Genomic DNA, 18,771 nt, shown 5'->3' with positions numbered 1-18,771 from the left:
TCACCGACTTGGCGAGCATCGGCTTCACGGGCGGCATCACCGGCAGATCCATACATAGGGTTCTGCGGCGGCCCCCCCCCCCCCCCCCGCTCTCCCCCCCCCCCCCCCCACGCCTACCGTGGCGCACATGGGTGCTGCCGGTGGTGCGATCGAACTCGAGGCGGGCGGGCGGACGGTACGGCTGTCCAGCCCGGACAAGGTGTACTTCCCGGAGCGGGGCCTCACCAAGCGGGACGTCGCCGAGTACTACCTGGCCGTCGCCGACGGGATCACCCGCGCCCTGCGCAACCGTCCCACCACCCTGGAGCGGTACCCCGACGGAGTGGAGGGGGAGTCCTTCTTCCAGAAGCGGGCCCCGAAGAACCTGCCCGACTGGATCCCCACCGCGCACATCGCCTTCCCCAGCGGCCGTACGGCCGACGAGATCTGCCCGACCGAGCCGGCCGCCGTCCTGTGGGCCGCCAACCTGGGCTGCCTGACCTTCCACCCCTGGCCGGTGCGCCGGGAGGACACCGACCGGCCGGACGAACTGCGGATCGACCTCGACCCGCAGCCGGGCACCGACTACCACCACGCGGTGGCGGCCGCGCACGAACTGCGGGCGCTGCTGGACGAGCTGGGGCTGCGCGGCTGGCCCAAGACCTCCGGTGGCCGGGGCCTGCACGTCTTCGTCCCGATCGCACCGCGCTGGACCTTCACCGAGGTCCGCCGTTGCGCGATCGCCCTGGGCCGGGAGCTGGAGCGGCGGATGCCCGGGAAGGTCACCACGGCCTGGTGGAAGGAGGAGCGCGGCGAGCGGATCTTCGTCGACTACAACCAGACGGCGCGTGACCGGACCATCGCCTCGGCGTACTCGGTCCGCCCCCGCCCGCACGCCCCCGTCTCGGCGCCGCTGCGCTGGGACGAGGTGGACGACGCGGAGCCGCGCGACTTCGACATCGTGACGATGCCGGCCCGCTTCGCCGAGCTGGGCGACCTGCACGCCGACATGGACGAGCACGCCTTCAGCCTGGACGCCGTACTGGAACTCGCGGCCCGGGACGAGCACGAGCACGGCCTCAGCGACATGCCGTACCCGCCGGACTACCCGAAGATGCCGGGCGAACCGAAGCGCGTCCAACCGAGCCGGGCGAAGCACGAGGACTGACGCCTAGTCTGGCGGCATGCCCGCTCTTCCCCCGCGCCCCTTGCTCTTCCTCGATGTGGACGGCCCGCTGATCCCCTTCGGCGGGACGGGTTACCGCACGGCCGCCGGCCCCTGGGAGGGATCCGGCAATCCCCTGCTCGCCAGGCTCGACCCCGCCCTCGGGCCCCGGCTGCTCGCCCTGCCGTGCGAACTGGTGTGGGCCACGACCTGGTCGGACGAGGCCAACGAGACGCTCTCCCCGCGCCTGGGCCTGCCGTGCCTGCCGGTGGTCGACTGGCCCGAGCCCTCCCACGACGAGGGCCGGGATGGCCTCCACTGGAAGACCCGGACGCTCCTGGCCCGGGCGGCCGGGCGCCCCTTCGCCTGGGCGGACGACGAGATCACCCCCGCCGACCGGGCCTGGGCGGCGGCCCGTCACCCGGCCCCCGCCCTCCTCCACCGGGTCGACCCCCGCACGGGTCTGACGGACGCGGACTTCGACACCCTCGCCCGCTGGCTCGAGCGGGCGGCGGCACCGGTCCGTTAGTCCGTGTCCGTGGCCGCGAGGACCGCGAGGCGGCGGCGGTCCGGGGAGAGGGCGGCGATGCCGAAGTCGGCGCCGATCTCGTTGTGGAACCACTCCGAGTCGGCCTCGAAGCGGAACCAGGTGGTCCCGCGTGCCAGGCGCTCCACCTCTTCCGCGCCGGCGCCCGCCGGGGCGCCGGCCAGACCCGCCATCGAGCGCCACGCCCACATCCGCCCGTAGGCTCCGCCCACGCCCCCTCCGTACACCCCGCCCATCGAGGCGGCGGCGAAGAGCAGCCGCCAGACCTCGCCGAGCGGGCTGAGCGCGACCTCGAAGCGGCCCGTCGGCCCGGCCTCGGCGCAGGGCATGGGCAGCACCGGCAGCAGAGCCGGCACCAGCCCGGGGGCGAGTTCCTCGTCCAGCCGGAAGACCCAGGCGTCGAAGTGCCCCCAGTCGCCGGCCTGCGGAGCGGAGACGATGTTCTCGTGGACCTCCACGGTGGCCGTGTTCCGCAGGGCCGGCCGCACGGTGGTGCGGGGCACCGGCGGGTCGAGGCGTCCCTCGGTGGGCATCGCGGTCCCGAGCCCGCCGGCGGAGCCGTTGACCGTGCGGCGCGGGAAGGCGGCGCCGGTCTCGAAATCGCGCAGCCGCGGCGGCAGCCAGGCCAGGGTGTGCGAAGAACGCGGCCGGGGGATTCCCCGCATGTCCGCGCTCCGGAGCAGCAGCTCGTGGAAGAGGCACGGGCCCAGCTCGTCCGCCGCCCCGGCGCCGGGGCGGTCGAAGACGGTCGCGGCGAGGTCGGCGGGCCGCTGGTGCTCCGCGAGGAGCGAGGCGAGCTCGCGGGGATGGGACGGGGGCCGCTTCTCGTCGACGAGCCGCAGCAGCTCCACGAGGCTCTCCCGGCCCGGTGTGAGGGCCAGCACCCGTATCACGTGCCCGAGCTGGTGAGCGTACGTCCGTGCCCGTTCCGTGGCGTCCTGGTACTGCTCGCTGAGCCGTGCCCCCAGCTCCCGCAGGTACGCGACGTCGCCCAGCGCGGCCCGGCGCTCGGCCTCGCCCCATACGAAGGCGCCGACGGGATCGTCCTGAGTGTCTTCCATGATCGTCAGCCTAGTCCCCGCGTTCTAGACTCCACGGATGACCAGCGACCTCCTCGGGCTCACCGTCCTGGGCTCCGCGACGCCCTACGCCCGCGTGGACAACCCGTGCTCCGGCTACCTGGTGTCCGGCGGCGGCACACGGGTGTGGGTGGACGCGGGGAGCGGGACGCTGGCGCAGTTGCAGCGCTACGTCGGGCTGGACGGCCTGGACGCGATCTGGATCTCGCACCTGCACGCCGACCACAGCGCGGATCTGCTCACCGCGTACTACGCCGCGCTGTACGCGGACATACGGCTGACCGCTCCCATCCCCCTGTACGGCCCCCCGGGCACCGCCGACCGGCTGGCCCACTTCCTCACCAACGGCTCGACCCGCAGCCCGGTCGAAGCCGCCTTCGCCGTCCACGAACTGCACGACGGACACCGGGCCCGGATGGGCGCCCTCACCCTGACCAGCCGGGCTGTCGCGCACGGCATCCCGGCCTTCGCCCTGCGGGTCGACACCGCCGGCGGGTCGCTGGTCTACTCCGGGGACACGGCGCCGTGCCCCGCCCTGACCCGGCTGGCCGAGGGCTGTGACGTACTCCTGTGCGAGGCGGACAGCGACCGGCCGCCCACCGACGGCGAACAGGTGCACCACACTCCGGAGGACGCGGGCGACACGGCGACCGCCGCCCGGGCGGCCCGGCTGATCCTCACCCACGTCGGCCACGCGCTCACCCCCGCACAGGCGGTGGCCCGGGCCGCCGCACGCTTCGAAGGCCCCGTGTCCTACGCCGCCCCCGGGGCCGCCTTCCCGATCGCCTGATCAACGGGGGCACGCGTGCCGGCCGCACCGTCTGCCGGAGCGCGCCCGAGGCCGTGGCCCGGTGTTGATGAGGTGTTGATCGGACGTCCATCCGGCCCGTTCACGATCGGCACATGTCGATGAACTCCACAGCCGCCCCCGCCTGGTACGACCAGGCCCTGTGTGCCCAGACCGGCCCGAGCTTCTTCTTCCCGGAGCCGGGGTCATCGCTCCAGGACGCGAAGCGGCTCTGCGGGGCGTGCGAGGGCAGGGCGGCGTGTCTGGAGTACGCGCTGGCGAACGACGAGCGCTTCGGGGTCTGGGGCGGGCTGTCGGAGGCGGAGCGGTTCGCCCTGCGCCCGCGCGGCTGACCGGTACGTCCGGCCGCGCGGGCCCGACGCGAACCACCCGGGACCGGCGGAAGGGTCCGGCGGAGCCCCCGGCGCGGCGGAGCCCCCGGCGCGGCCGGGGGCTCAGGGGGCGCGGCTCAGCCCTTGCGGGCGGCCAGGCGCGCGGCGCGCGCGGCCAGGCGCTCGTCGAACTTGCGGGCCTCGCTGTCCAGGCCGTTCATGAAGAGTCCGAGCTCCTCCTGGGCCTTCTGTCCCTCCGGACCCAGGTCCTGGATGTCCATGATCTTGAGGAAGCGGATCACGGGGCTCAGCACGTCGTCGTGGTGGATCCGCAGGTTGTAGACCCCGCCGATCGCCATCTGCGCGGCCATCCGCTCGAAGCCGGGCATGCCGTGGCCCGGCATCCGGAAGTTGACGACGACGTCCCGCACGGCCTGCATCGTCTGGTCGGGGGCGATCTCGAAGGCCGCGGCGAGCAGGTTGCGGTAGAAGATCATGTGCAGGTTCTCGTCCTGCGCGATGCGGGCCAGCATCCGGTCGCAGACCGGGTCACCGGACTGGTGGCCGGTGTTGCGGTGCGAGATCCGGGTCGCGAGCTCCTGGAAGGCGACGTACGCCACCGAGTGCAGCATCGAGTGGCTGTTGTCGGACTCGAAGCCCTCGGACATGTGCTGCATCCGGAAGGCTTCCAGCTTGTCCGGGTCCACGGCGCGCGAGGCCAGCAGGTAGTCGCGCATCACGATGCCGTGGCGGCCCTCCTCGGCGGTCCAGCGGTGCACCCAGGTGCCCCAGGCGCCGTTGCGGCCGAAGAGGGTCGCGATCTCGTGGTGGTAGCTGGGGAGGTTGTCCTCGGTCAGCAGGTTCACGACCAGGGCGATCTTGCCGATGTCGGTGACCTTGGACTGCTGCGGGTCCCAGGCCTCCCCGTCCTCGAAGAAGCCGGGGAAGTTGCGGCCGTCGCTCCACGGGACGTACTCGTGGGGCATCCAGTCCTTGGTGACCTTCAGATGGCGGTTGAGTTCGTTCTCGACCACCTCTTCCAGCGCGTACAGCAGCTTGGCGTCGGTCCACGCCTCCGAGCTGCCGAGGTGGGGAGAGGTGATCGTCACGGGTACTCCTGGGGACAAAGCGAATTACCTACGGTTCCGTAGCCTACGGAGTCGTAGGTTAAGCGCGACATCAAGGAGCGCCAAGCCCCAGGCATCGTTCTGCCCGGCTACATCCGGTTATCTATGCAGTTGGACGGGGTCCCAGGCCGCTCCACAGCGGTGAGAATCACGCGAGAAGGTGGTCCGTGGCTCCCGCCTTGACGGCGGAAGCCACGGGGCCGGGGGCTATCCGGGCCCTGACCCCGTCCGGCGGGGTCAGGACCCGGGCGCTACTGCGCCATGGCGGCCCGCACCTCCTCGGCCGTGGTCGGCCGGAGCCCGCCGTCGAGCGCCAGCCACCGCGTGATGCCGATCGACTCCAGGAACGGCACGTCGTGGCTGGCCACCAGCAGCGCGCCCTCGTAGGACTCCAGCGCCCCGCAGAGCTGGCGGACGCTCGCCAGGTCCAGGTTGTTCGTCGGCTCGTCCAGCATCAGCAGCTGGGGAGCCGGCTCGGCCAGCAGCAGCGCCGCCAGCGTCGCCCGGAAGCGCTCGCCGCCCGACAGGGTCCCCGCCGCCCGGTCCGCCCGCGCGCCCCGGAACAGGAAGCGCGCGAGCCGCGCCCGGATCACGTTGTTCGTGGCGTGCGGAGCGAACCGCGCCACGTTCTCCACCACCGAGCGCTCGTCGTCCAGGACGTCGAGCCGCTGGGGCAGGAAGCGGGCCGGAACGTGCGCCACCGCCTCTCCGGACGCGGGCGGCAGCAGCCCGGCGATGGTCCGCAGCAGGGTCGTCTTGCCCGAGCCGTTCGCGCCGACCAGGGCGATCCGCTCCGGACCGCGCACCTCCCACTCGCCCGCCGCCCCCGCGCCGTGGGCCAGGCGCAGATCGCTCAGGGTCAGCACCCGTCGGCCCGGTGGGACCTGGGTGGCCGGCAGCTCGATCCGGATCTCGGCGTCGTCGCGTACCGCTTCGACGGCCTGGTCCAGTCGCTCCCGGGCGTCCGCCAGTTTCTCGGCGTGCATGACGCGGTGCTTGCCCGCCGACTCCTGGGCGGCGCGCTTGCGGGCGCCCATGACGATCTTCGGCTCGCGCTTGTTCTCGTTCATCTTCTGGCCGTACCGCTTGCGCCGGGCCAATTTGACCTGGGCTTCGGCCAGTTCGCGCTTCTGGCGCTGTACGTCGGCCTCGGCGACCCGGACCATCCGCTCGGCCGACTCCTGCTCGGCCGCGAGCAGCCGCCCGTAGTCGGTGAAGTTGCCGCCGTACCAGCGGACTTCGCCGTCGCGGAGATCGGCGATCTGGTCGACCCGCTCCAGCAGCTCGCGGTCGTGACTGACCAGCACCATCACCCCGGACCAGGACTCGACGGCCGCGTAGAGGCGGCGCCGGGCCCGCAGGTCCAGGTTGTTGGTGGGCTCGTCGAGGAACAGGACGTCCGGCCGGGCGAGCAGCAGCGCCGCCAGCCGCAGCAGGACGCACTGGCCGCCCGACAGCTCGCCGACGGTCCGGTCCAGGCCGATCCCGGCGAGGCCGAGCTGGTCGAGCATGGCCAGGGCGCGCTCTTCCACGTCCCAGTCGTCGCCGACGGCGGCGAAGTTGGCCTCGGTGGCCTCGCCCGCCTCGATGGCGTGCAGGGCGGTGCGGGCGGTGCGGATGCCGAGCGCCTCGTCCACCCGCAGGGCGGTGTCGAGGGTGGCGTTCTGCGGCAGGTAGCCGATGCTTCCGGCGACCGACACCTGTCCCGAGGACGGGGTCAGTTCGCCGGCGAGGAGCTTCAACAGGGTGGACTTGCCACAGCCGTTCAGTCCGACCAGGCCGGTCCGGCCGGGCCCGACGGACAGGTGGAACCCGTCGAAGACGGGAGTGCCGTCGGGCCAGTCGAAGGAGAGGTCGGAGCAGGTGGCGAAAACAGGGGCATGACTCATGGAGGCCTCCAGGTTGCGTGAAAGGTGCGTGCAACGCGGGGAGACAGCCGACTGTCACGGGGATCGCGAGGATGCGGTGGTGGTCGGTGTCTCGGACCTCAGAAGAGCAATGTCCTACTCCGTTTCGGCGACTACAGGGCCTTCACGAAGGTACGGACGGCCGGTAGCCGCCCGCAAACGAATAACTCAGCAGGAGCCGCGCATCAGCTCGGCGAGGCTGTGATCCATGTCGAGGTAACGGTGTTCCAGCCCTGGCGGTACCAGCGCGGAGGTGCGTTCGAGGAACCGCTGGAGCTCGCCCGTGGTCATCAGTACGATCGCCACCCCCTCGGGCGCGTGGAACTCGACCGTCGTCCGGTCCCCGTCGTACGGCCGTACCCGCACGTCGCCGCAGCCGGCCGGGTGGCGGAGCCCGGACATCAGCAGCTCCCGGGCGAAGGTCCAGGAGACCTCGACGCCCTCCAGCGTGGCCAGGGCGGGGAAGGCCATGCGGACGGCGAAGGGATCCGAGCGGTCGTAGCAGAGGGTGACGGGGACGGTCTCGACCTTCGGTGCGGTGGCGATCAGTCGGGCCTGCACGGCCTGCTCGATGACAGTGATCAAGGCTCGCTCCCTTACGGCGGATCTGCTGTCGGGCCCTGGGGTGGAGCCCGGCAACCGGATAGACGCCGGAATCGGCACATCCGTGCATGGCGGATGACGTGAGCTGGGTCACCGATTGGCGGGATCTCGCCCGTCCGATCGCACAGAGTGAGGGCGCGTGCCGTATGGGTAAAGGGTGCCGCGGGGCTCCTGCGTCCCGCTCGGCGATCACAATACGTCCGGTATTCGATCGCTCCACAGGCGTAAGCGGATGCCGGAAGGGGCCGGAGGGGCGGGGGAGGCGCCCTGGACGGGGCATGCGGGGTGCGTTAGCTTCCCGCGCCATGAGACTTCTGCGAGTTGGCATGTGCGCGGCAGCCCTGCTGGTCGGTGCGGCCGTGGCGCCGGCGCGGGCGGACACCGGCGCGGACCCGTCGCCGGTGATCTCCGGACCCGGCCTGCGGGGCGTCAGCTGGGCGGTCAAGGAGACCGGGCAGGAGGCCGCGAAGGACGTCCGCTTCCGCGGCCTGGCGGCGGTCAGCCGCAGCACGGCCTGGCTGGCGGGATCCAAGGGCAGGGTCCTGCGCACCGGCGACGGCGGCCGCCGCTGGCGCGACGTCTCACCGCCCGGGGCGGTGGCCGAAGGCCTGGAACTGCGCGACATCGAGGCCTTCGACGGACGGCGTGCCGTCGCCCTGTCCATCGGCGAGGGAGAGGCCTCCCGGATCCTGCGCACCGAGGACGGCGGCGCCACCTGGACCGAGACCTTCCGCAATGCCGATCCGCGTGCCTTCTACGACTGCCTGACCTTCTTCGACTCCCGGCACGGGCTCGCCGTGAGCGACCCGGTCGACGGCAGGTTCCGCCTGCTGGCCACCGACGACGGCGGGCGCAGCTGGCGGGTGCTCCCGGACGCCGGGATGCCGCCGGCGCTGCCCGGCGAGGCCGGATTCGCGGCGAGCGGCCAGTGCCTGACGGCCGCCGGGCCGCGTGACGTGTGGCTGGCCACCGGCGGCGGTCCGGCCGCGAGGGTGATGCACTCCGCCGACCGGGGCCTGACCTGGCGGGTCGCCGATTCCACGGTGCCGGGCGGCGACCCGGCGCGCGGGGTGTTCGCCCTGGCCTTCCGCGACCGTACGACCGGCCTCGCGGTCGGCGGCGACTACCGCACGGGCGAGGCCTCGCCCCGGGCCGCGGCCCGCTCCGCCGACGCGGGCGGGAGCTGGACCCAGGCGGCGGTCCCGCCGCCGGCCTACCGCTCGGGCGCGGCCTGGTACCCGTACGGGCACGCCACGGCCCTGGCGGTCGGACCGACCGGCACGGACGTCACCACGGACGCGGGACGCACCTGGCGGCCGCTGGAGACGGGGTCGTTCGACACCGTCGACTGCGCCGCCGACGGGGGCTGCTGGGCGGCGGGGGAGAAGGGGCGGGTGGCACGGCTGGAGCGGCGCTGAGGCGGGCTACGACGGGAGGGTCTCGCGGACCGGGTCCAGGTGGGACGAGGTCGTGGAGGCGATGAACTCCGTGATGCGGTACGCGCAGACGCCCGCCACCGCGAAGGGGTCCTCCGACGCGATCTTCTCTATCTCGGCCCGGGAGACCCCGCGGGCCAGGATCATCCCGCCGTCGCGCGGGACCTTGCGGCCCGAGGCGAGGAAGACGCCGGAGGCGTAGTGACCGTCCAGCCAGGCGACGTGCGCGTCCATGCGCGCTTCGACGGCTTCGAGGGGCGCGGTGTAGGTGAGCTCCATGACGAACATGATCGCCAGGCTACTCTCGCACCCCATGACGACTGTGAAGACCCCCGCCGACGAGGCCGAGGCCCGGGCGATACAGGATGAACTGCGCGATCTCGTCGTCCTCGACGAGGCCGGCCCCCCGCCCGGGCGGGGGCTGGTCGCCGGGGTGGACGTGGCCTACGACGACGAACGCGACCTGGTCGCGGCCGCCGCCGTCGTGCTCGACGCCGCGACCCTGGAGGTCGTGGCCGAGTCCACCGCCGTCGGGCACGTCAGCTTTCCCTACGTGCCCGGCCTGCTCGCCTTCCGCGAGCTGCCGACCCTGCTCGCCGCCCTGGAGGCCCTCCCCGTCACCCCCGGCCTCGTCGTCTGCGACGGCTACGGCCTCGCCCACCCGCGCGGCTTCGGCCTGGCCTGCCACCTCGGGGTGGTCACCGGCCTGCCCAGCATGGGCGTCGCCAAGAACCCCTTCACCTTCACCCACGAGGAGCCGGGAGCCCCGCGCGGCGAAGTCTCCCCGCTGCTCGCGCCCGACGGCACCGTCGTCGGCCGGGCCCTGCGCACCCAGCACGGGATCAAGCCCGTGTACGTGTCCGTCGGCCACCGGATCTCCCTGGACAACGCCTGCGCCCACACCCTCGCGCTGAGCCCCCGCTTCCGCATCCCCGAAACCACCCGCCGCGCCGACTCCCTGTGCCGGCGCGCCCTGCGCGAGGCGGTCGACGCCGTTCAGTGACGGGCGGCCGCCCGCCGGTCCGCGCCGTCGTGCGGTGGTTACGCCTCCGCCGCCACCCGGAAGCGGATGCCGGCCTTCTGGAGCCGGGACAGCAGGGCGTCGCCCATCGCCACCGCCGTGGTCAGCTGGCCGGAGCGGTCCGGGAGGGAGTCGTGGGCCAGGCACAGCGCGGACTCCGCCAGCATCTTCGCCGTCTCCCCGTAGCCCGGGTCGCCGCCCGAGACCTCGGTGAACACGCGGCGGCCGCCGCCCTCGCCGACGAAGCGGACGGTGAACCAGCTGCGGGCGCGCCGCTCGGCGTCCGGGCCGCGGCCCGGTTCCCAGTGGCTCAGCAGCCACCGCCGGGCGGCCGGGACCTGTGCCAGCGCCGCCGTCGCGCCCACCGCCGCCGTCAGGCCCACGGCGACCGGCAGGTGCCGTACGGAGGCGTAGTGGCGGTAGCGGAAGTCCGGCCCGTACCGCTCCAGCGCGGCCGCCGACCGGGTCACGATCCGCGGGTCCAGCACGGGCAGCGGCAGCGCCCAGGTCCCGGTCTCCCGGCTGAACCGCGGGGCGCCCACGGGGCCGCGTACCCGGCGCCCCGGCAGCCGGGGCTCGTGCAGCCTGCGGGCCCGGGCGGCCGCCAGGGTCTGGGGCCCCCGGCCCAGCGCCGTGACGGCGGAGGCCAGCGTGCCGCCGGAGGCCAGCGCACCGGCCCGCAGGAACCCGTCCACCCGCAGCGGCACCCCGGAGGGCAGCAGGCCCACCGTGAAGTACGCCCCGAGGTCGGCCGGGATCGAGTCGAACCCGCACGCGTGCACCAGCCGCGCCCCCGTCTCCCGGGCCCGCGCGTCGTGCTCGACGTACATCCGGTCCACGAACTCCGGCTCGCCGGTGAGGTCCACGTAGTCGGTGCCCGCCTCGGCGCACGCCGCGACCAGCTCCGCCCCGTACCAGACGTACGGCCCGACCGTGGTGGCCAGCACCCGGGTGCTCGCCGCCAGTTCGCGCAGGGCCCTCGCGTCCCCGGCGTCCGCCCGCAGCAGCGGCAGGTCCGCGCAGGCCGGGTTCAGGGCGGCCAGCCGCTCGCGCAGCCGCTCCAGCTTGCCGGGGTCGCGGCCGGCCAGGGCCCACCGGCAGCCGGCGGGCGCGTGCTCGGCGAGGTACTCGGCGGTCAGCGCGCCGACGAACCCGGTCGCGCCGAAGAGCACGAGGTCGAAACCCCGCTCCGGACGGCCTCCGCGGACGGGCTCCTCGTGGACGTGCTCGGTCATGAACCGCTCCTCCCAGCTGGTGTCGGTGGCTGAGGTTAGCGTTGGAGCCCACTGTCCGTGCGAGCAGGTGTGACCGGCGGAAACCGGAGGCGTCGATGAGGGCTGCGGTGCGCAAGTGGGAGGCGGTGCGGGAGTTCGCGCTGGGGCTTCCGGAAGCGGTGGAAGAACATCCCTGGGGGCCGGAGGACGGCGTGGTGAAGGTCAACAAGAAGATCTTCGTCTTCCTGGGGAACGCGGACGGCCCCCGGCCGCCCGGCCTGTCCGTCAAGCTGAAGGACGAGGACCTGCACGGGCACGCGATGACCGCCCCCGGCGCCGAACCCACCGGGTACGGACTGGGCAGGGCGGGCTGGGTCTCCGTGCCGCTGGGGGAGAAGGGGGCGCCGTCGGTGGAGGTGCTGTGCGAGTGGGTGGAGGAGAGCTACCGGGCCGTCGCCCTCAAACGGCACGTCGCGATCCTCGACGCCCGGACCGCGGAGGGGACCTGACGGAGACGGGGACGGTACGGGGACTCCCGGCGGGAACGCCGCCGGAACTCCCGGCGCGAACGAGCCAAAGGCGAAACCGGCTAAGCGCTTGCTCTTGTGCTGAGTGGAACGCGTTCCTAGCATCACTGGTGTTACATCAGTTGTGTCACACACGCGCACACACCCACCCTCACACCAGGATGCCGGGGGCTCGATGGCAGTGACAGCAGGCCCGCTCGCGGGAGTACGCGTCGTCGAACTGGCGGGCATCGGCCCCGGCCCGTTCGCCGCCATGCTCCTCGCCGACCTCGGCGCCGACGTCGTCCGCGTGGACCGGCCGGGCGGCGGCGGTCTCGCCGTCGACCCGGCCTACGACGTCACCAACCGCAACAAGCGCTCCGTGCTGGTCGACCTGAAGGCCGCCGGGGGCCCCGCCCGGGTGCTGGACCTGGCCGAGCGCGCCGACGTACTGATCGAGGGGTTCCGCCCCGGGGTCGCCGAGCGGCTCGGCGTCGGCCCGGACGACTGCCTCGCCCGCAACCCGAAGCTGGTCTACGGCCGGATGACCGGCTGGGGCCAGGAGGGGCCGCTGGCCCACACCGCCGGGCACGACATCGCGTACATCGCCGTCACCGGCGCGCTCGGCATGATCGGCGGCCCCGGCGAGCCCCCGGCCGTCCCCGCCAATCTGGTCGGCGACTACGCGGGCGGTTCGCTCTACCTCGTCATCGGGATCCTCGCCGCCCTCCAGCACGCCCGCACCCCGCAGGGCGCCGGCCAGGTCGTGGACGCCGCCATCGTCGACGGCACCGCCCACCTCACCGCCATGATCCACGGCATGGTCGCGGCCGGCGGCTGGCAGGACCGGCGCGGGGTCAATCTCCTCGACGGCGGCTGCCCCTTCTACGGCACCTACGAGACCTCCGACGGCGGGTACATGGCGGTCGGCGCGCTGGAGCAGCAGTTCTACGACACCTTCGTGGAACTGCTCGGCATCGAGGACCGGGCACCCGCCCGCAAGGACCTCGCCCGCTGGGGCGAGCTGCGCGAGGCCGTCGCCGCCCGCTTCAAGTCCCGTACGCGCGAGGAGTGGACGGCGCTCTTCGAGGGAACCGACGCCTGTGTGGCGCCCGTGCTCTCGCTGCGCGAGGCCCCGCACCACCCCCACCTCGCCTCCCGGGGAACCTTCACCGAGTACGGCGGGATCACCCAGCCCGCCCCCGCCCCGCGCTTCTCCGCGACCCCGACCCGCGTCACCTCCGGACCCGCCCTGCCCGGCGCGGACACCGAGTCGGTGGCCGCCGACTGGGGCGTACCCGCGCTGCTCCCGAAAGAGGCCTGATGGAACTGTCCATGCTGCTCGACTACGCCGGTGACCCGCGCCGGGCCGCCGACGAGGCGGCCGCGCTGGAGTCCGCCGGTCTCGACGCCGTGTGGGTCGCCGAGGCCTGGGGCTTCGACTCCCCGACGATCATGGGCTACCTGGCGGCCCGCACCGAGCGGATGAAGATCGGCTCGGCCATCGTCAACGTCTACTCCCGCACCCCCGCCCTCATCGCCCAGACCGCCGCCGGCCTGGACGCGGTGTCGGGCGGCCGGGCCCTGCTCGGCCTCGGGGCCTCCGGCCCGCAGGTGATCGAGGGGTGGCACGGGAAGCCGTACGACAAGCCGCTCGGCCGGACCCGCGAGACCGTCGAGCTGTGCCGGCGGATCTGGCGCTGCGAGACCATCGACCACCACGGCATCACCGACATGCCGCTGCCCGCCGCCAAGGGCGGCCGGCACGGCAAGCCCCTGAAGATCCTCACCCGCCCGGTCAGGGACGCCATCCCCGTCTACGTCGCCTCCCTCGGCCCGGCGAACGTGGCACTGACCGCCGAGATCGCCGACGGCTGGCTCCCCACCCTCTTCATCCCGGAGAAGGCCCGCGACGTGTGGGGCGGAGCCCTCGCCGAGGGCATGGCCAAGCGGCCGCCGGAGCTCGGCCCGCTGCGCACCGTCGCGGGCGGCCTGCTGGCCATCGGCGAGGACGCGGCCGCCGTACGGGACCTCGCGCGGCCCCAGATCGCCCTGTACGTCGGCGGGATGGGCGCCGTCGGCAAGAACTTCTACAACGACCTCGCCGTGGCCTACGGGTACGGGGAGCAGGCCCGCCGGATCCAGGAGCTGTACCTCGCGGGCCGCAAGCGCGACGCGGCGGCGGCCGTCCCGGACGAGTTCTGCGAACTGATGACCCTCTGCGGCCCCGAGGGGTACGTGCGCGAGCGCGTCGAGGCCTTCCGGGAGGCCGGGGTCACCATGCTCAACGTCACGCCGGTCGGCCCGGAGCCGGCCCGGCTGATCGAAACCGTCAAGAGCTGGCTGTAGGGGGCCCCGATGCGACGACGCATCTACGACGCCGACCACGAGGCGTTCCGCGAGACCGTACGCACCTTCCTGCACAAGGAGGTGCTGCCGCACTACGAGCAGTGGGAGAAGGACGGCATCGTCAGCCGGGACGCCTGGCGGGCCGCCGGCCGGCAGGGCCTGCTGGGCCTGGCCGTCCCCGAGGAGTACGGAGGCGGCGGGAACCCGGACTTCCGCTACGCGGCCGTGCTCGCCGAGGAGTTCACCCGGGCCGGGACCCCGGGGCTGGCGATCGGCCTGCACAACGACATCATCGGTCCCTACCTGACCTCGCTCGGCACGGAGGAGCAGAAACGCCGCTGGCTGCCCGGGTTCTGCTCCGGCGAGACCGTCACCGCGATCGCGATGACCGAGCCGGGCGCCGGTTCCGACCTCCAGGGGATCCGCACCAGTGCCGAGGACCGGGGCGACCACTGGCTGCTCAACGGCTCCAAGACCTTCATCTCCAACGGCATCCTCGCCGACCTGGTGATCGTCGTCGCGAAGACCACCCCCGAGGGCGGGGCGCACGGACTGTCCCTGCTCGTCGTCGAGCGCGGCGCGGAGGGCTTCGAACGCGGCCGCAACCTCGACAAGATCGGCCAGAAGGCCCAGGACACCGCCGAACTGTTCTTCAACGACGTACGCGTCCCCAAGGAGAACCTGCTCGGCGAGCCGAACGGCGCCTTCCTCCACCTGATGACCAACCTCGCGCAGGAGCGACTCGGCATCGCGATGGCCGCCATCGCCGCCGCCGAACACCTGCTGGAGATCACCACCACGTACGTCAAGGAGCGCGAGGCCTTCGGCCGGCCGCTCTCCAAGCTCCAGCACGTCCGCTTCGAGATAGCCGAGATGGCCACCGAGTGCGCGGTCACCCGTACCTTCCTCGACCGCTGCATCACCGACCACGCCCACGGCGAACTGGACCACGTCCACGCGTCGATGGCCAAGTGGTGGGCCACCGAACTCCAGAAGCGGGTCGCCGACCGCTGCCTCCAGCTGCACGGCGGATACGGCTACATGACCGAATACCGGGTCGCGCGGGCGTTCACCGACGGCCGCATCCAGACCATCTACGGCGGCACGACCGAGATCATGAAGGAGATCATCGGCCGCTCCCTCCTCGGCTGACCACCCCTCGGCGCACCGGCCCCGGGACCTCCCCCGGGACCTCCCCCTCCGGACCATCCCCCGGACCATCCCGTGGACCACCCCTTGGACACCTCCGAAAGGCTTGACCAGTGAGCACCGAAGCTTACGTATACGACGCGATCCGCACCCCGCGCGGCCGCGGCAAGGCCAACGGCGCCCTGCACGGCACCAAGCCGATCGACCTGGTCGTCGGCCTCATCCACGCCCTGCGCGAACGCAACCCGGATCTGGACCCCGCCGCCATCGACGACATCGTGCTCGGCGTCGTCGGCCCCGTCGGCGACCAGGGCTCCGACATCGCCCGCATCGCGGCCATCGCCGCGGGCCTGCCGGACACGGTGGCCGGCGTACAGGAGAACCGCTTCTGCGCCTCCGGTCTGGAAGCCGTCAACCTGGCCGCCGCCAAGGTCCGCTCCGGCTGGGAGGACCTGGTCCTCGCCGGCGGCGTGGAGTCCATGTCCCGCGTCCCGATGGCCTCCGACGGCGGCGCCTGGTTCGCCGACCCCATGACCAACTGGCACACCGGCTTCGTCCCGCAGGGCATCGGCGCCGACCTCATCGCCACCATCGAGGGATTCTCCCGGCGGGACGTGGACGAGTACGCGGCCCTGTCCCAGGAGCGGGCCGCCACCGCCATCAAGGAGGGCCGTTTCGCCAAGTCCGTGGTCCCCGTCACCGACCGCAACGGCCTGGTCGTCCTGGACCACGAGGAGTTCGTCCGCCCAGGGACCACCGCCGACACCCTGGCCAAGCTGAAGCCCTCCTTCGCCGACATCGGCGACCTCGGCGGCTTCGACGCCGTCGCGCTCCAGAAGTACCACTGGATCGAGAAGATCGACCACGTCCACCACGCCGGCAACTCCTCCGGCATCGTCGACGGCGCCTCGCTCGTCGCCATCGGCACCCGCGAGGCGGGAGAGCGGGGCGGTCTGCGCCCGCGCGCCCGGATCGTCTCCGCCGCCGTCTCCGGCTCCGAGCCCACCATCATGCTCACCGGCCCCGCCCCGGCGACCCGCAAGGCCCTCGCCAAGGCTGGGCTGACCATCGACGACATCGACCTGATCGAGATGAACGAGGCCTTCGCCGGCGTCGTGCTGCGCTTCGTCAAGGACATGGGCGTCTCCCTGGACAAGGTCAACGTCAACGGCGGAGCCATCGCGCTCGGCCACCCGCTCGGCGCCACCGGCGCCATGCTGCTCGGCACCGTCGTCGACGAACTGGAGCGCCAGGACAAGCGCTACGGCCTCGTCACCCTCTGCGTCGGCGGCGGCATGGGCGTCGCCACCATCGTCGAACGCGTCTGACCCGTCCTGATCCCCGATCCGCCCCCGACACGGAAGTAGCGAACATGAGCGAGTCCACCACGATCCGCTGGGAACAGGACGAGACCGGCGTCGTCACCCTGGTCCTCGACGACCCGGACCAGTCCGCCAACACCATGAACCAGGCCTTCAAGGACTCCATCGCCGCGGTCGCCGACCGCGCCGAGGCCGAGAAGGACTCCATCCGCGGCATCATCTACACCTCCGCCAAGAAGACCTTCTTCGCGGGCGGCGACCTCAAGGACATGATCCGGCTGCGCCCCGAGGACGCCGGACTCGCCTTCGAGACCGGGAACGCCATCAAGCGCTCGCTGCGACGCATCGAGACCCTCGGCAAGCCCGTGGTCGCCGCCATCAACGGCGCGGCCCTCGGGGGCGGTTACGAGATCTGCCTCGCCTCCCACCACCGCGTCGCCCTCGACGCGCCCGGCTCCAAGATCGGCCTGCCCGAGGTCACCCTCGGCCTGCTCCCCGCCGGCGGCGGCGTCACCCGCACCGTGCGCCTGATGGGCATCGCCGACGCGCTGCTCAAGGTGCTGCTCCAGGGCACCCAGTACGACCCGCGGCGCGCCCTGGAGAACGGCCTGGTCCACGAACTGGCCGCCACCCCCGAGGAGATGCTGGCCAAGGCCCGCGCCTTCATCGACGCCAACCCCGAGTCGAAGCAGCCCTGGGACGTCCCCGGCTACAAGATCCCGGGCGGTACCCCGTCCAACCCGCGTTTCGCCGCGAACCTCCCGGCCTTCCCCGCCAACCTCAAGAAGCAGCTGAACGGGGCCCCGTACCCGGCGCCGCGCAACATCCTGGCCTGCGCCGTCGAAGGCTCCCAGGTGGACTTCGAGACCGCCCTGACCATCGAGGCGCGGTACTTCACCGAGCTGGTCACCGGGCAGACCGCCAAGAACATGATCCAGGCGTTCTTCTTCGACCTCCAGGCCGTCAACGCCGGCCGCAGCCGCCCCCAGGGCACCGAACCGCGCAAGGTCACCAAGGTCGCGGTCCTCGGCGCCGGGATGATGGGCGCCGGCATCGCCTACTCCTGCGCCCGCGCGGGCATCGAGGTCGTCCTCAAGGACGTCACCGCCGAGGCCGCAGCCAAGGGCAAGGCGTACTCCGAGAAGCTGCTCGGCAAGGCCCTCGCCAAGGGCCGCACCACCGAGGCCAAGCGGGACGAGCTGCTCGCCCGGATCACCCCGACCGCCGACGCCGCCGACCTGGCCGGCTGCGACGCCGTCATCGAGGCGGTCTTCGAGGACACCGCCCTCAAGCACAAGGTGTTCCAGGAGGTCCAGGACGTCATCGCACCCGACGCGCTGCTCTGCTCCAACACCTCCACCCTCCCCATCACCGGACTGGCCGAGGGGGTCGCGCGTCCCGCCGACTTCATCGGCCTGCACTTCTTCTCGCCCGTCGACAAGATGCCGCTGGTGGAGATCATCAAGGGCGAGCGCACCGGTGACGAGGCCGTCGCCCGCGCCTTCGACCTGGTCCGCCAGATCAACAAGACCCCGATCGTGGTCAACGACTCGCGCGGCTTCTTCACCTCGCGCGTCATCGGCCAGTTCATCAACGAGGGCGTGGCGATGGTCGGCGAAGGCATCGAGCCGGCCTCCGTCGAGCAGGCCGCCGCCCAGGCCGGCTACCCGGCCAAGGTGCTCTCGCTGATGGACGAGCTCACCCTCACCCTGCCGCGCAAGATCCGCAACGAGACCCGCAAGGCCTTCGAGGCCGAGGGCCGCGAGTGGACCGAGCACCCCGCCGACCGGGTCATCGACCGCATGGTCGAGGAGTTCGGCCGGCCGGGCCGCAGCGGCGGGGCCGGCTTCTACGAGTACGACGAGACGGGCAAGCGCGTCCGCATCTGGCCGGGCCTGCGCGAGCACTTCGCCAAGCCGGACGCCCGGATCCCCTTCGAGGACATGAAGGAGCGCATGCTCTTCTCCGAGGCCCTGGACACCGTCCGCTGCCTCGACGAGGGCGTGCTCACCTCCATCGCCGACGCCAACATCGGCTCCGTCATGGGCATCGGCTTCCCCGCCTGGACGGGCGGCGTGATCCAGTACATCAACGGCTACGAGGGCGGCCTGCCCGGCTTCGTGGCCCGCGCCCGTGAGCTGGCCGCCACCTACGGCGAGCGCTTCACCCCGCCGGCCTCCCTCGTGGCGAAGGCCGAGCGCGGCGAGACGTACGCCGACTGACGCCAGCCGCCGGTGCTGCCCGCCCG

General features: G+C 72.7%; 18 protein-coding genes. 12 read left to right on the top strand and 6 right to left on the bottom strand.

Annotation, left to right across the window (positions count from 1 at the left end; all coding sequences use genetic code 11):
- Nucleotides 1-127 precede the first annotated feature (127 nt).
- The gene (ligD, locus tag ACZ4WZ_RS08525) at nt 128-1,147 is read left to right on the top strand and encodes a non-homologous end-joining DNA ligase (RefSeq protein ID WP_467886845.1); all 1,020 of its coding nucleotides are present in this window, start codon (nt 128-130) and stop codon (nt 1,145-1,147) included.
- A 16-nt stretch (nt 1,148-1,163) separates the two neighbouring features.
- The gene (locus ACZ4WZ_RS08520; protein ID WP_467886843.1) at nt 1,164-1,673 is read left to right on the top strand and encodes an HAD domain-containing protein; all 510 of its coding nucleotides are present in this window, start codon (nt 1,164-1,166) and stop codon (nt 1,671-1,673) included.
- On the opposite strand, the gene ACZ4WZ_RS08515 is transcribed toward ACZ4WZ_RS08520, so the two are convergent.
- Nucleotides 1,670-2,752, bottom strand: coding sequence for a DUF6183 family protein (locus ACZ4WZ_RS08515; protein ID WP_467886840.1), 1,083 nt, complete (start codon nt 2,750-2,752; stop codon nt 1,670-1,672). The two genes, ACZ4WZ_RS08520 and ACZ4WZ_RS08515, sit on opposite strands and share 4 nt — an antisense overlap.
- A gap of 37 nt (nt 2,753-2,789) precedes the next feature.
- On the opposite strand from ACZ4WZ_RS08515, the gene ACZ4WZ_RS08510 reads away from it, so the two are divergent.
- Both ACZ4WZ_RS08510 and ACZ4WZ_RS08505 read left to right on the top strand, forming a co-directional pair.
- Nucleotides 2,790-3,560 carry an MBL fold metallo-hydrolase gene (locus ACZ4WZ_RS08510; RefSeq protein WP_467886837.1) on the top strand — a complete coding sequence of 257 codons (771 nt, stop codon included), beginning with the start codon at nt 2,790-2,792 and terminating at the stop codon, nt 3,558-3,560.
- Between the two features lie 113 nt (nt 3,561-3,673).
- Nucleotides 3,674-3,910, top strand: a complete 237-nt coding sequence (locus tag ACZ4WZ_RS08505; RefSeq protein WP_467886834.1) for a WhiB family transcriptional regulator — start codon at nt 3,674-3,676, stop codon at nt 3,908-3,910.
- Nucleotides 3,911-4,026: 116 nt separating this feature from the next.
- On the opposite strand, the gene ACZ4WZ_RS08500 is transcribed toward ACZ4WZ_RS08505, so the two are convergent.
- The 3 genes from ACZ4WZ_RS08500 to ssgD form a co-directional block, all read right to left on the bottom strand.
- Nucleotides 4,027-4,998 carry an acyl-ACP desaturase gene (locus ACZ4WZ_RS08500; RefSeq protein WP_467886832.1) on the bottom strand — a complete coding sequence of 324 codons (972 nt, stop codon included), beginning with the start codon at nt 4,996-4,998 and terminating at the stop codon, nt 4,027-4,029.
- A 269-nt stretch (nt 4,999-5,267) separates the two neighbouring features.
- Nucleotides 5,268-6,905, bottom strand: a complete 1,638-nt coding sequence (locus tag ACZ4WZ_RS08495) for an ABC-F family ATP-binding cassette domain-containing protein (RefSeq protein WP_467886829.1) — start codon at nt 6,903-6,905, stop codon at nt 5,268-5,270.
- Nucleotides 6,906-7,091: 186 nt separating this feature from the next.
- Nucleotides 7,092-7,508 carry a spore wall synthesis regulator SsgD gene (ssgD, locus tag ACZ4WZ_RS08490; RefSeq protein ID WP_388930890.1) on the bottom strand — a complete coding sequence of 139 codons (417 nt, stop codon included), beginning with the start codon at nt 7,506-7,508 and terminating at the stop codon, nt 7,092-7,094.
- 344 nt (nt 7,509-7,852) lie between these two features.
- Here ssgD and ACZ4WZ_RS08485 point away from each other — a divergent pair, with 344 nt between their 5' ends.
- Nucleotides 7,853-8,944: a WD40/YVTN/BNR-like repeat-containing protein gene (locus ACZ4WZ_RS08485; RefSeq protein WP_467886825.1), complete on the top strand. Its 1,092-nt coding sequence runs from the start codon at nt 7,853-7,855 to the stop codon at nt 8,942-8,944.
- A 6-nt stretch (nt 8,945-8,950) separates the two neighbouring features.
- Here ACZ4WZ_RS08485 and ACZ4WZ_RS08480 read toward each other — a convergent pair whose 3' ends face one another.
- A complete protein-coding gene (locus ACZ4WZ_RS08480) occupies nt 8,951-9,250 on the bottom strand; it encodes a YciI family protein (RefSeq protein ID WP_467886822.1) in 300 nt (99 codons plus the stop codon).
- Between the two features lie 25 nt (nt 9,251-9,275).
- Between ACZ4WZ_RS08480 and ACZ4WZ_RS08475 the strand changes: the two genes are divergently transcribed.
- Nucleotides 9,276-9,965 carry an endonuclease V gene (locus ACZ4WZ_RS08475; protein ID WP_467886819.1) on the top strand — a complete coding sequence of 230 codons (690 nt, stop codon included), beginning with the start codon at nt 9,276-9,278 and terminating at the stop codon, nt 9,963-9,965.
- A 38-nt stretch (nt 9,966-10,003) separates the two neighbouring features.
- Here ACZ4WZ_RS08475 and ACZ4WZ_RS08470 read toward each other — a convergent pair whose 3' ends face one another.
- Nucleotides 10,004-11,218 carry a saccharopine dehydrogenase family protein gene (locus ACZ4WZ_RS08470; RefSeq protein WP_467886816.1) on the bottom strand — a complete coding sequence of 405 codons (1,215 nt, stop codon included), beginning with the start codon at nt 11,216-11,218 and terminating at the stop codon, nt 10,004-10,006.
- 95 nt (nt 11,219-11,313) lie between these two features.
- Between ACZ4WZ_RS08470 and ACZ4WZ_RS08465 the strand changes: the two genes are divergently transcribed.
- The 6 genes from ACZ4WZ_RS08465 (at nt 11,314) to ACZ4WZ_RS08440 (ending at nt 18,745) form a co-directional block, all read left to right on the top strand.
- Nucleotides 11,314-11,706 carry an MmcQ/YjbR family DNA-binding protein gene (locus ACZ4WZ_RS08465; protein ID WP_467886814.1) on the top strand — a complete coding sequence of 131 codons (393 nt, stop codon included), beginning with the start codon at nt 11,314-11,316 and terminating at the stop codon, nt 11,704-11,706.
- A gap of 193 nt (nt 11,707-11,899) precedes the next feature.
- Complete coding sequence (locus ACZ4WZ_RS08460; protein ID WP_467886811.1) at nt 11,900-13,027, top strand: CaiB/BaiF CoA transferase family protein; 1,128 nt, start codon at nt 11,900-11,902, stop codon at nt 13,025-13,027.
- A complete protein-coding gene (locus tag ACZ4WZ_RS08455) occupies nt 13,027-14,052 on the top strand; it encodes an LLM class F420-dependent oxidoreductase (protein ID WP_467886809.1) in 1,026 nt (341 codons plus the stop codon). The genes ACZ4WZ_RS08460 and ACZ4WZ_RS08455 overlap by 1 nt, the downstream gene beginning before the upstream one ends.
- A 9-nt stretch (nt 14,053-14,061) precedes the next feature.
- A complete protein-coding gene (locus ACZ4WZ_RS08450) occupies nt 14,062-15,204 on the top strand; it encodes an acyl-CoA dehydrogenase family protein (protein WP_467886806.1) in 1,143 nt (380 codons plus the stop codon).
- Between the two features lie 110 nt (nt 15,205-15,314).
- Nucleotides 15,315-16,529, top strand: a complete 1,215-nt coding sequence (locus tag ACZ4WZ_RS08445) for an acetyl-CoA C-acetyltransferase (RefSeq protein ID WP_467886803.1) — start codon at nt 15,315-15,317, stop codon at nt 16,527-16,529.
- A 44-nt stretch (nt 16,530-16,573) separates the two neighbouring features.
- Nucleotides 16,574-18,745: a 3-hydroxyacyl-CoA dehydrogenase NAD-binding domain-containing protein gene (locus ACZ4WZ_RS08440; RefSeq protein WP_467886800.1), complete on the top strand. Its 2,172-nt coding sequence runs from the start codon at nt 16,574-16,576 to the stop codon at nt 18,743-18,745.
- Nucleotides 18,746-18,771 lie beyond the last annotated feature (26 nt).

It is taken from the genome of Streptomyces sp. NPDC029122 (assembly GCF_055569445.1).
Note: the sequence above shows the minus strand (reverse complement) of the source record. Positions and strands in the feature narration are given on the sequence as shown.

What these genes read in the sequence shown, in the direction of transcription:
- ligD (WP_467886845.1), top strand. Translation starts at nt 128, where the DNA reads ATGGGTGCTGCCGGTGGTGCGATCGAACTCGAGGCGGGCGGGCGGACG.
- ACZ4WZ_RS08520 (WP_467886843.1), top strand. Translation starts at nt 1,164, where the DNA reads ATGCCCGCTCTTCCCCCGCGCCCCTTGCTCTTCCTCGATGTGGACGGC.
- ACZ4WZ_RS08515 (WP_467886840.1), bottom strand. Translation starts at nt 2,752, where the DNA reads ATGGAAGACACTCAGGACGATCCCGTCGGCGCCTTCGTATGGGGCGAG.
- ACZ4WZ_RS08510 (WP_467886837.1), top strand. Translation starts at nt 2,790, where the DNA reads ATGACCAGCGACCTCCTCGGGCTCACCGTCCTGGGCTCCGCGACGCCC.
- ACZ4WZ_RS08505 (WP_467886834.1), top strand. Translation starts at nt 3,674, where the DNA reads ATGTCGATGAACTCCACAGCCGCCCCCGCCTGGTACGACCAGGCCCTG.
- ACZ4WZ_RS08495 (WP_467886829.1), bottom strand. Translation starts at nt 6,905, where the DNA reads ATGAGTCATGCCCCTGTTTTCGCCACCTGCTCCGACCTCTCCTTCGAC.
- ACZ4WZ_RS08485 (WP_467886825.1), top strand. Translation starts at nt 7,853, where the DNA reads ATGTGCGCGGCAGCCCTGCTGGTCGGTGCGGCCGTGGCGCCGGCGCGG.
- ACZ4WZ_RS08480 (WP_467886822.1), bottom strand. Translation starts at nt 9,250, where the DNA reads ATGTTCGTCATGGAGCTCACCTACACCGCGCCCCTCGAAGCCGTCGAA.
- ACZ4WZ_RS08475 (WP_467886819.1), top strand. Translation starts at nt 9,276, where the DNA reads ATGACGACTGTGAAGACCCCCGCCGACGAGGCCGAGGCCCGGGCGATA.
- ACZ4WZ_RS08470 (WP_467886816.1), bottom strand. Translation starts at nt 11,218, where the DNA reads ATGACCGAGCACGTCCACGAGGAGCCCGTCCGCGGAGGCCGTCCGGAG.
- ACZ4WZ_RS08465 (WP_467886814.1), top strand. Translation starts at nt 11,314, where the DNA reads ATGAGGGCTGCGGTGCGCAAGTGGGAGGCGGTGCGGGAGTTCGCGCTG.
- ACZ4WZ_RS08460 (WP_467886811.1), top strand. Translation starts at nt 11,900, where the DNA reads ATGGCAGTGACAGCAGGCCCGCTCGCGGGAGTACGCGTCGTCGAACTG.
- ACZ4WZ_RS08455 (WP_467886809.1), top strand. Translation starts at nt 13,027, where the DNA reads ATGGAACTGTCCATGCTGCTCGACTACGCCGGTGACCCGCGCCGGGCC.
- ACZ4WZ_RS08450 (WP_467886806.1), top strand. Translation starts at nt 14,062, where the DNA reads ATGCGACGACGCATCTACGACGCCGACCACGAGGCGTTCCGCGAGACC.
- ACZ4WZ_RS08440 (WP_467886800.1), top strand. Translation starts at nt 16,574, where the DNA reads ATGAGCGAGTCCACCACGATCCGCTGGGAACAGGACGAGACCGGCGTC.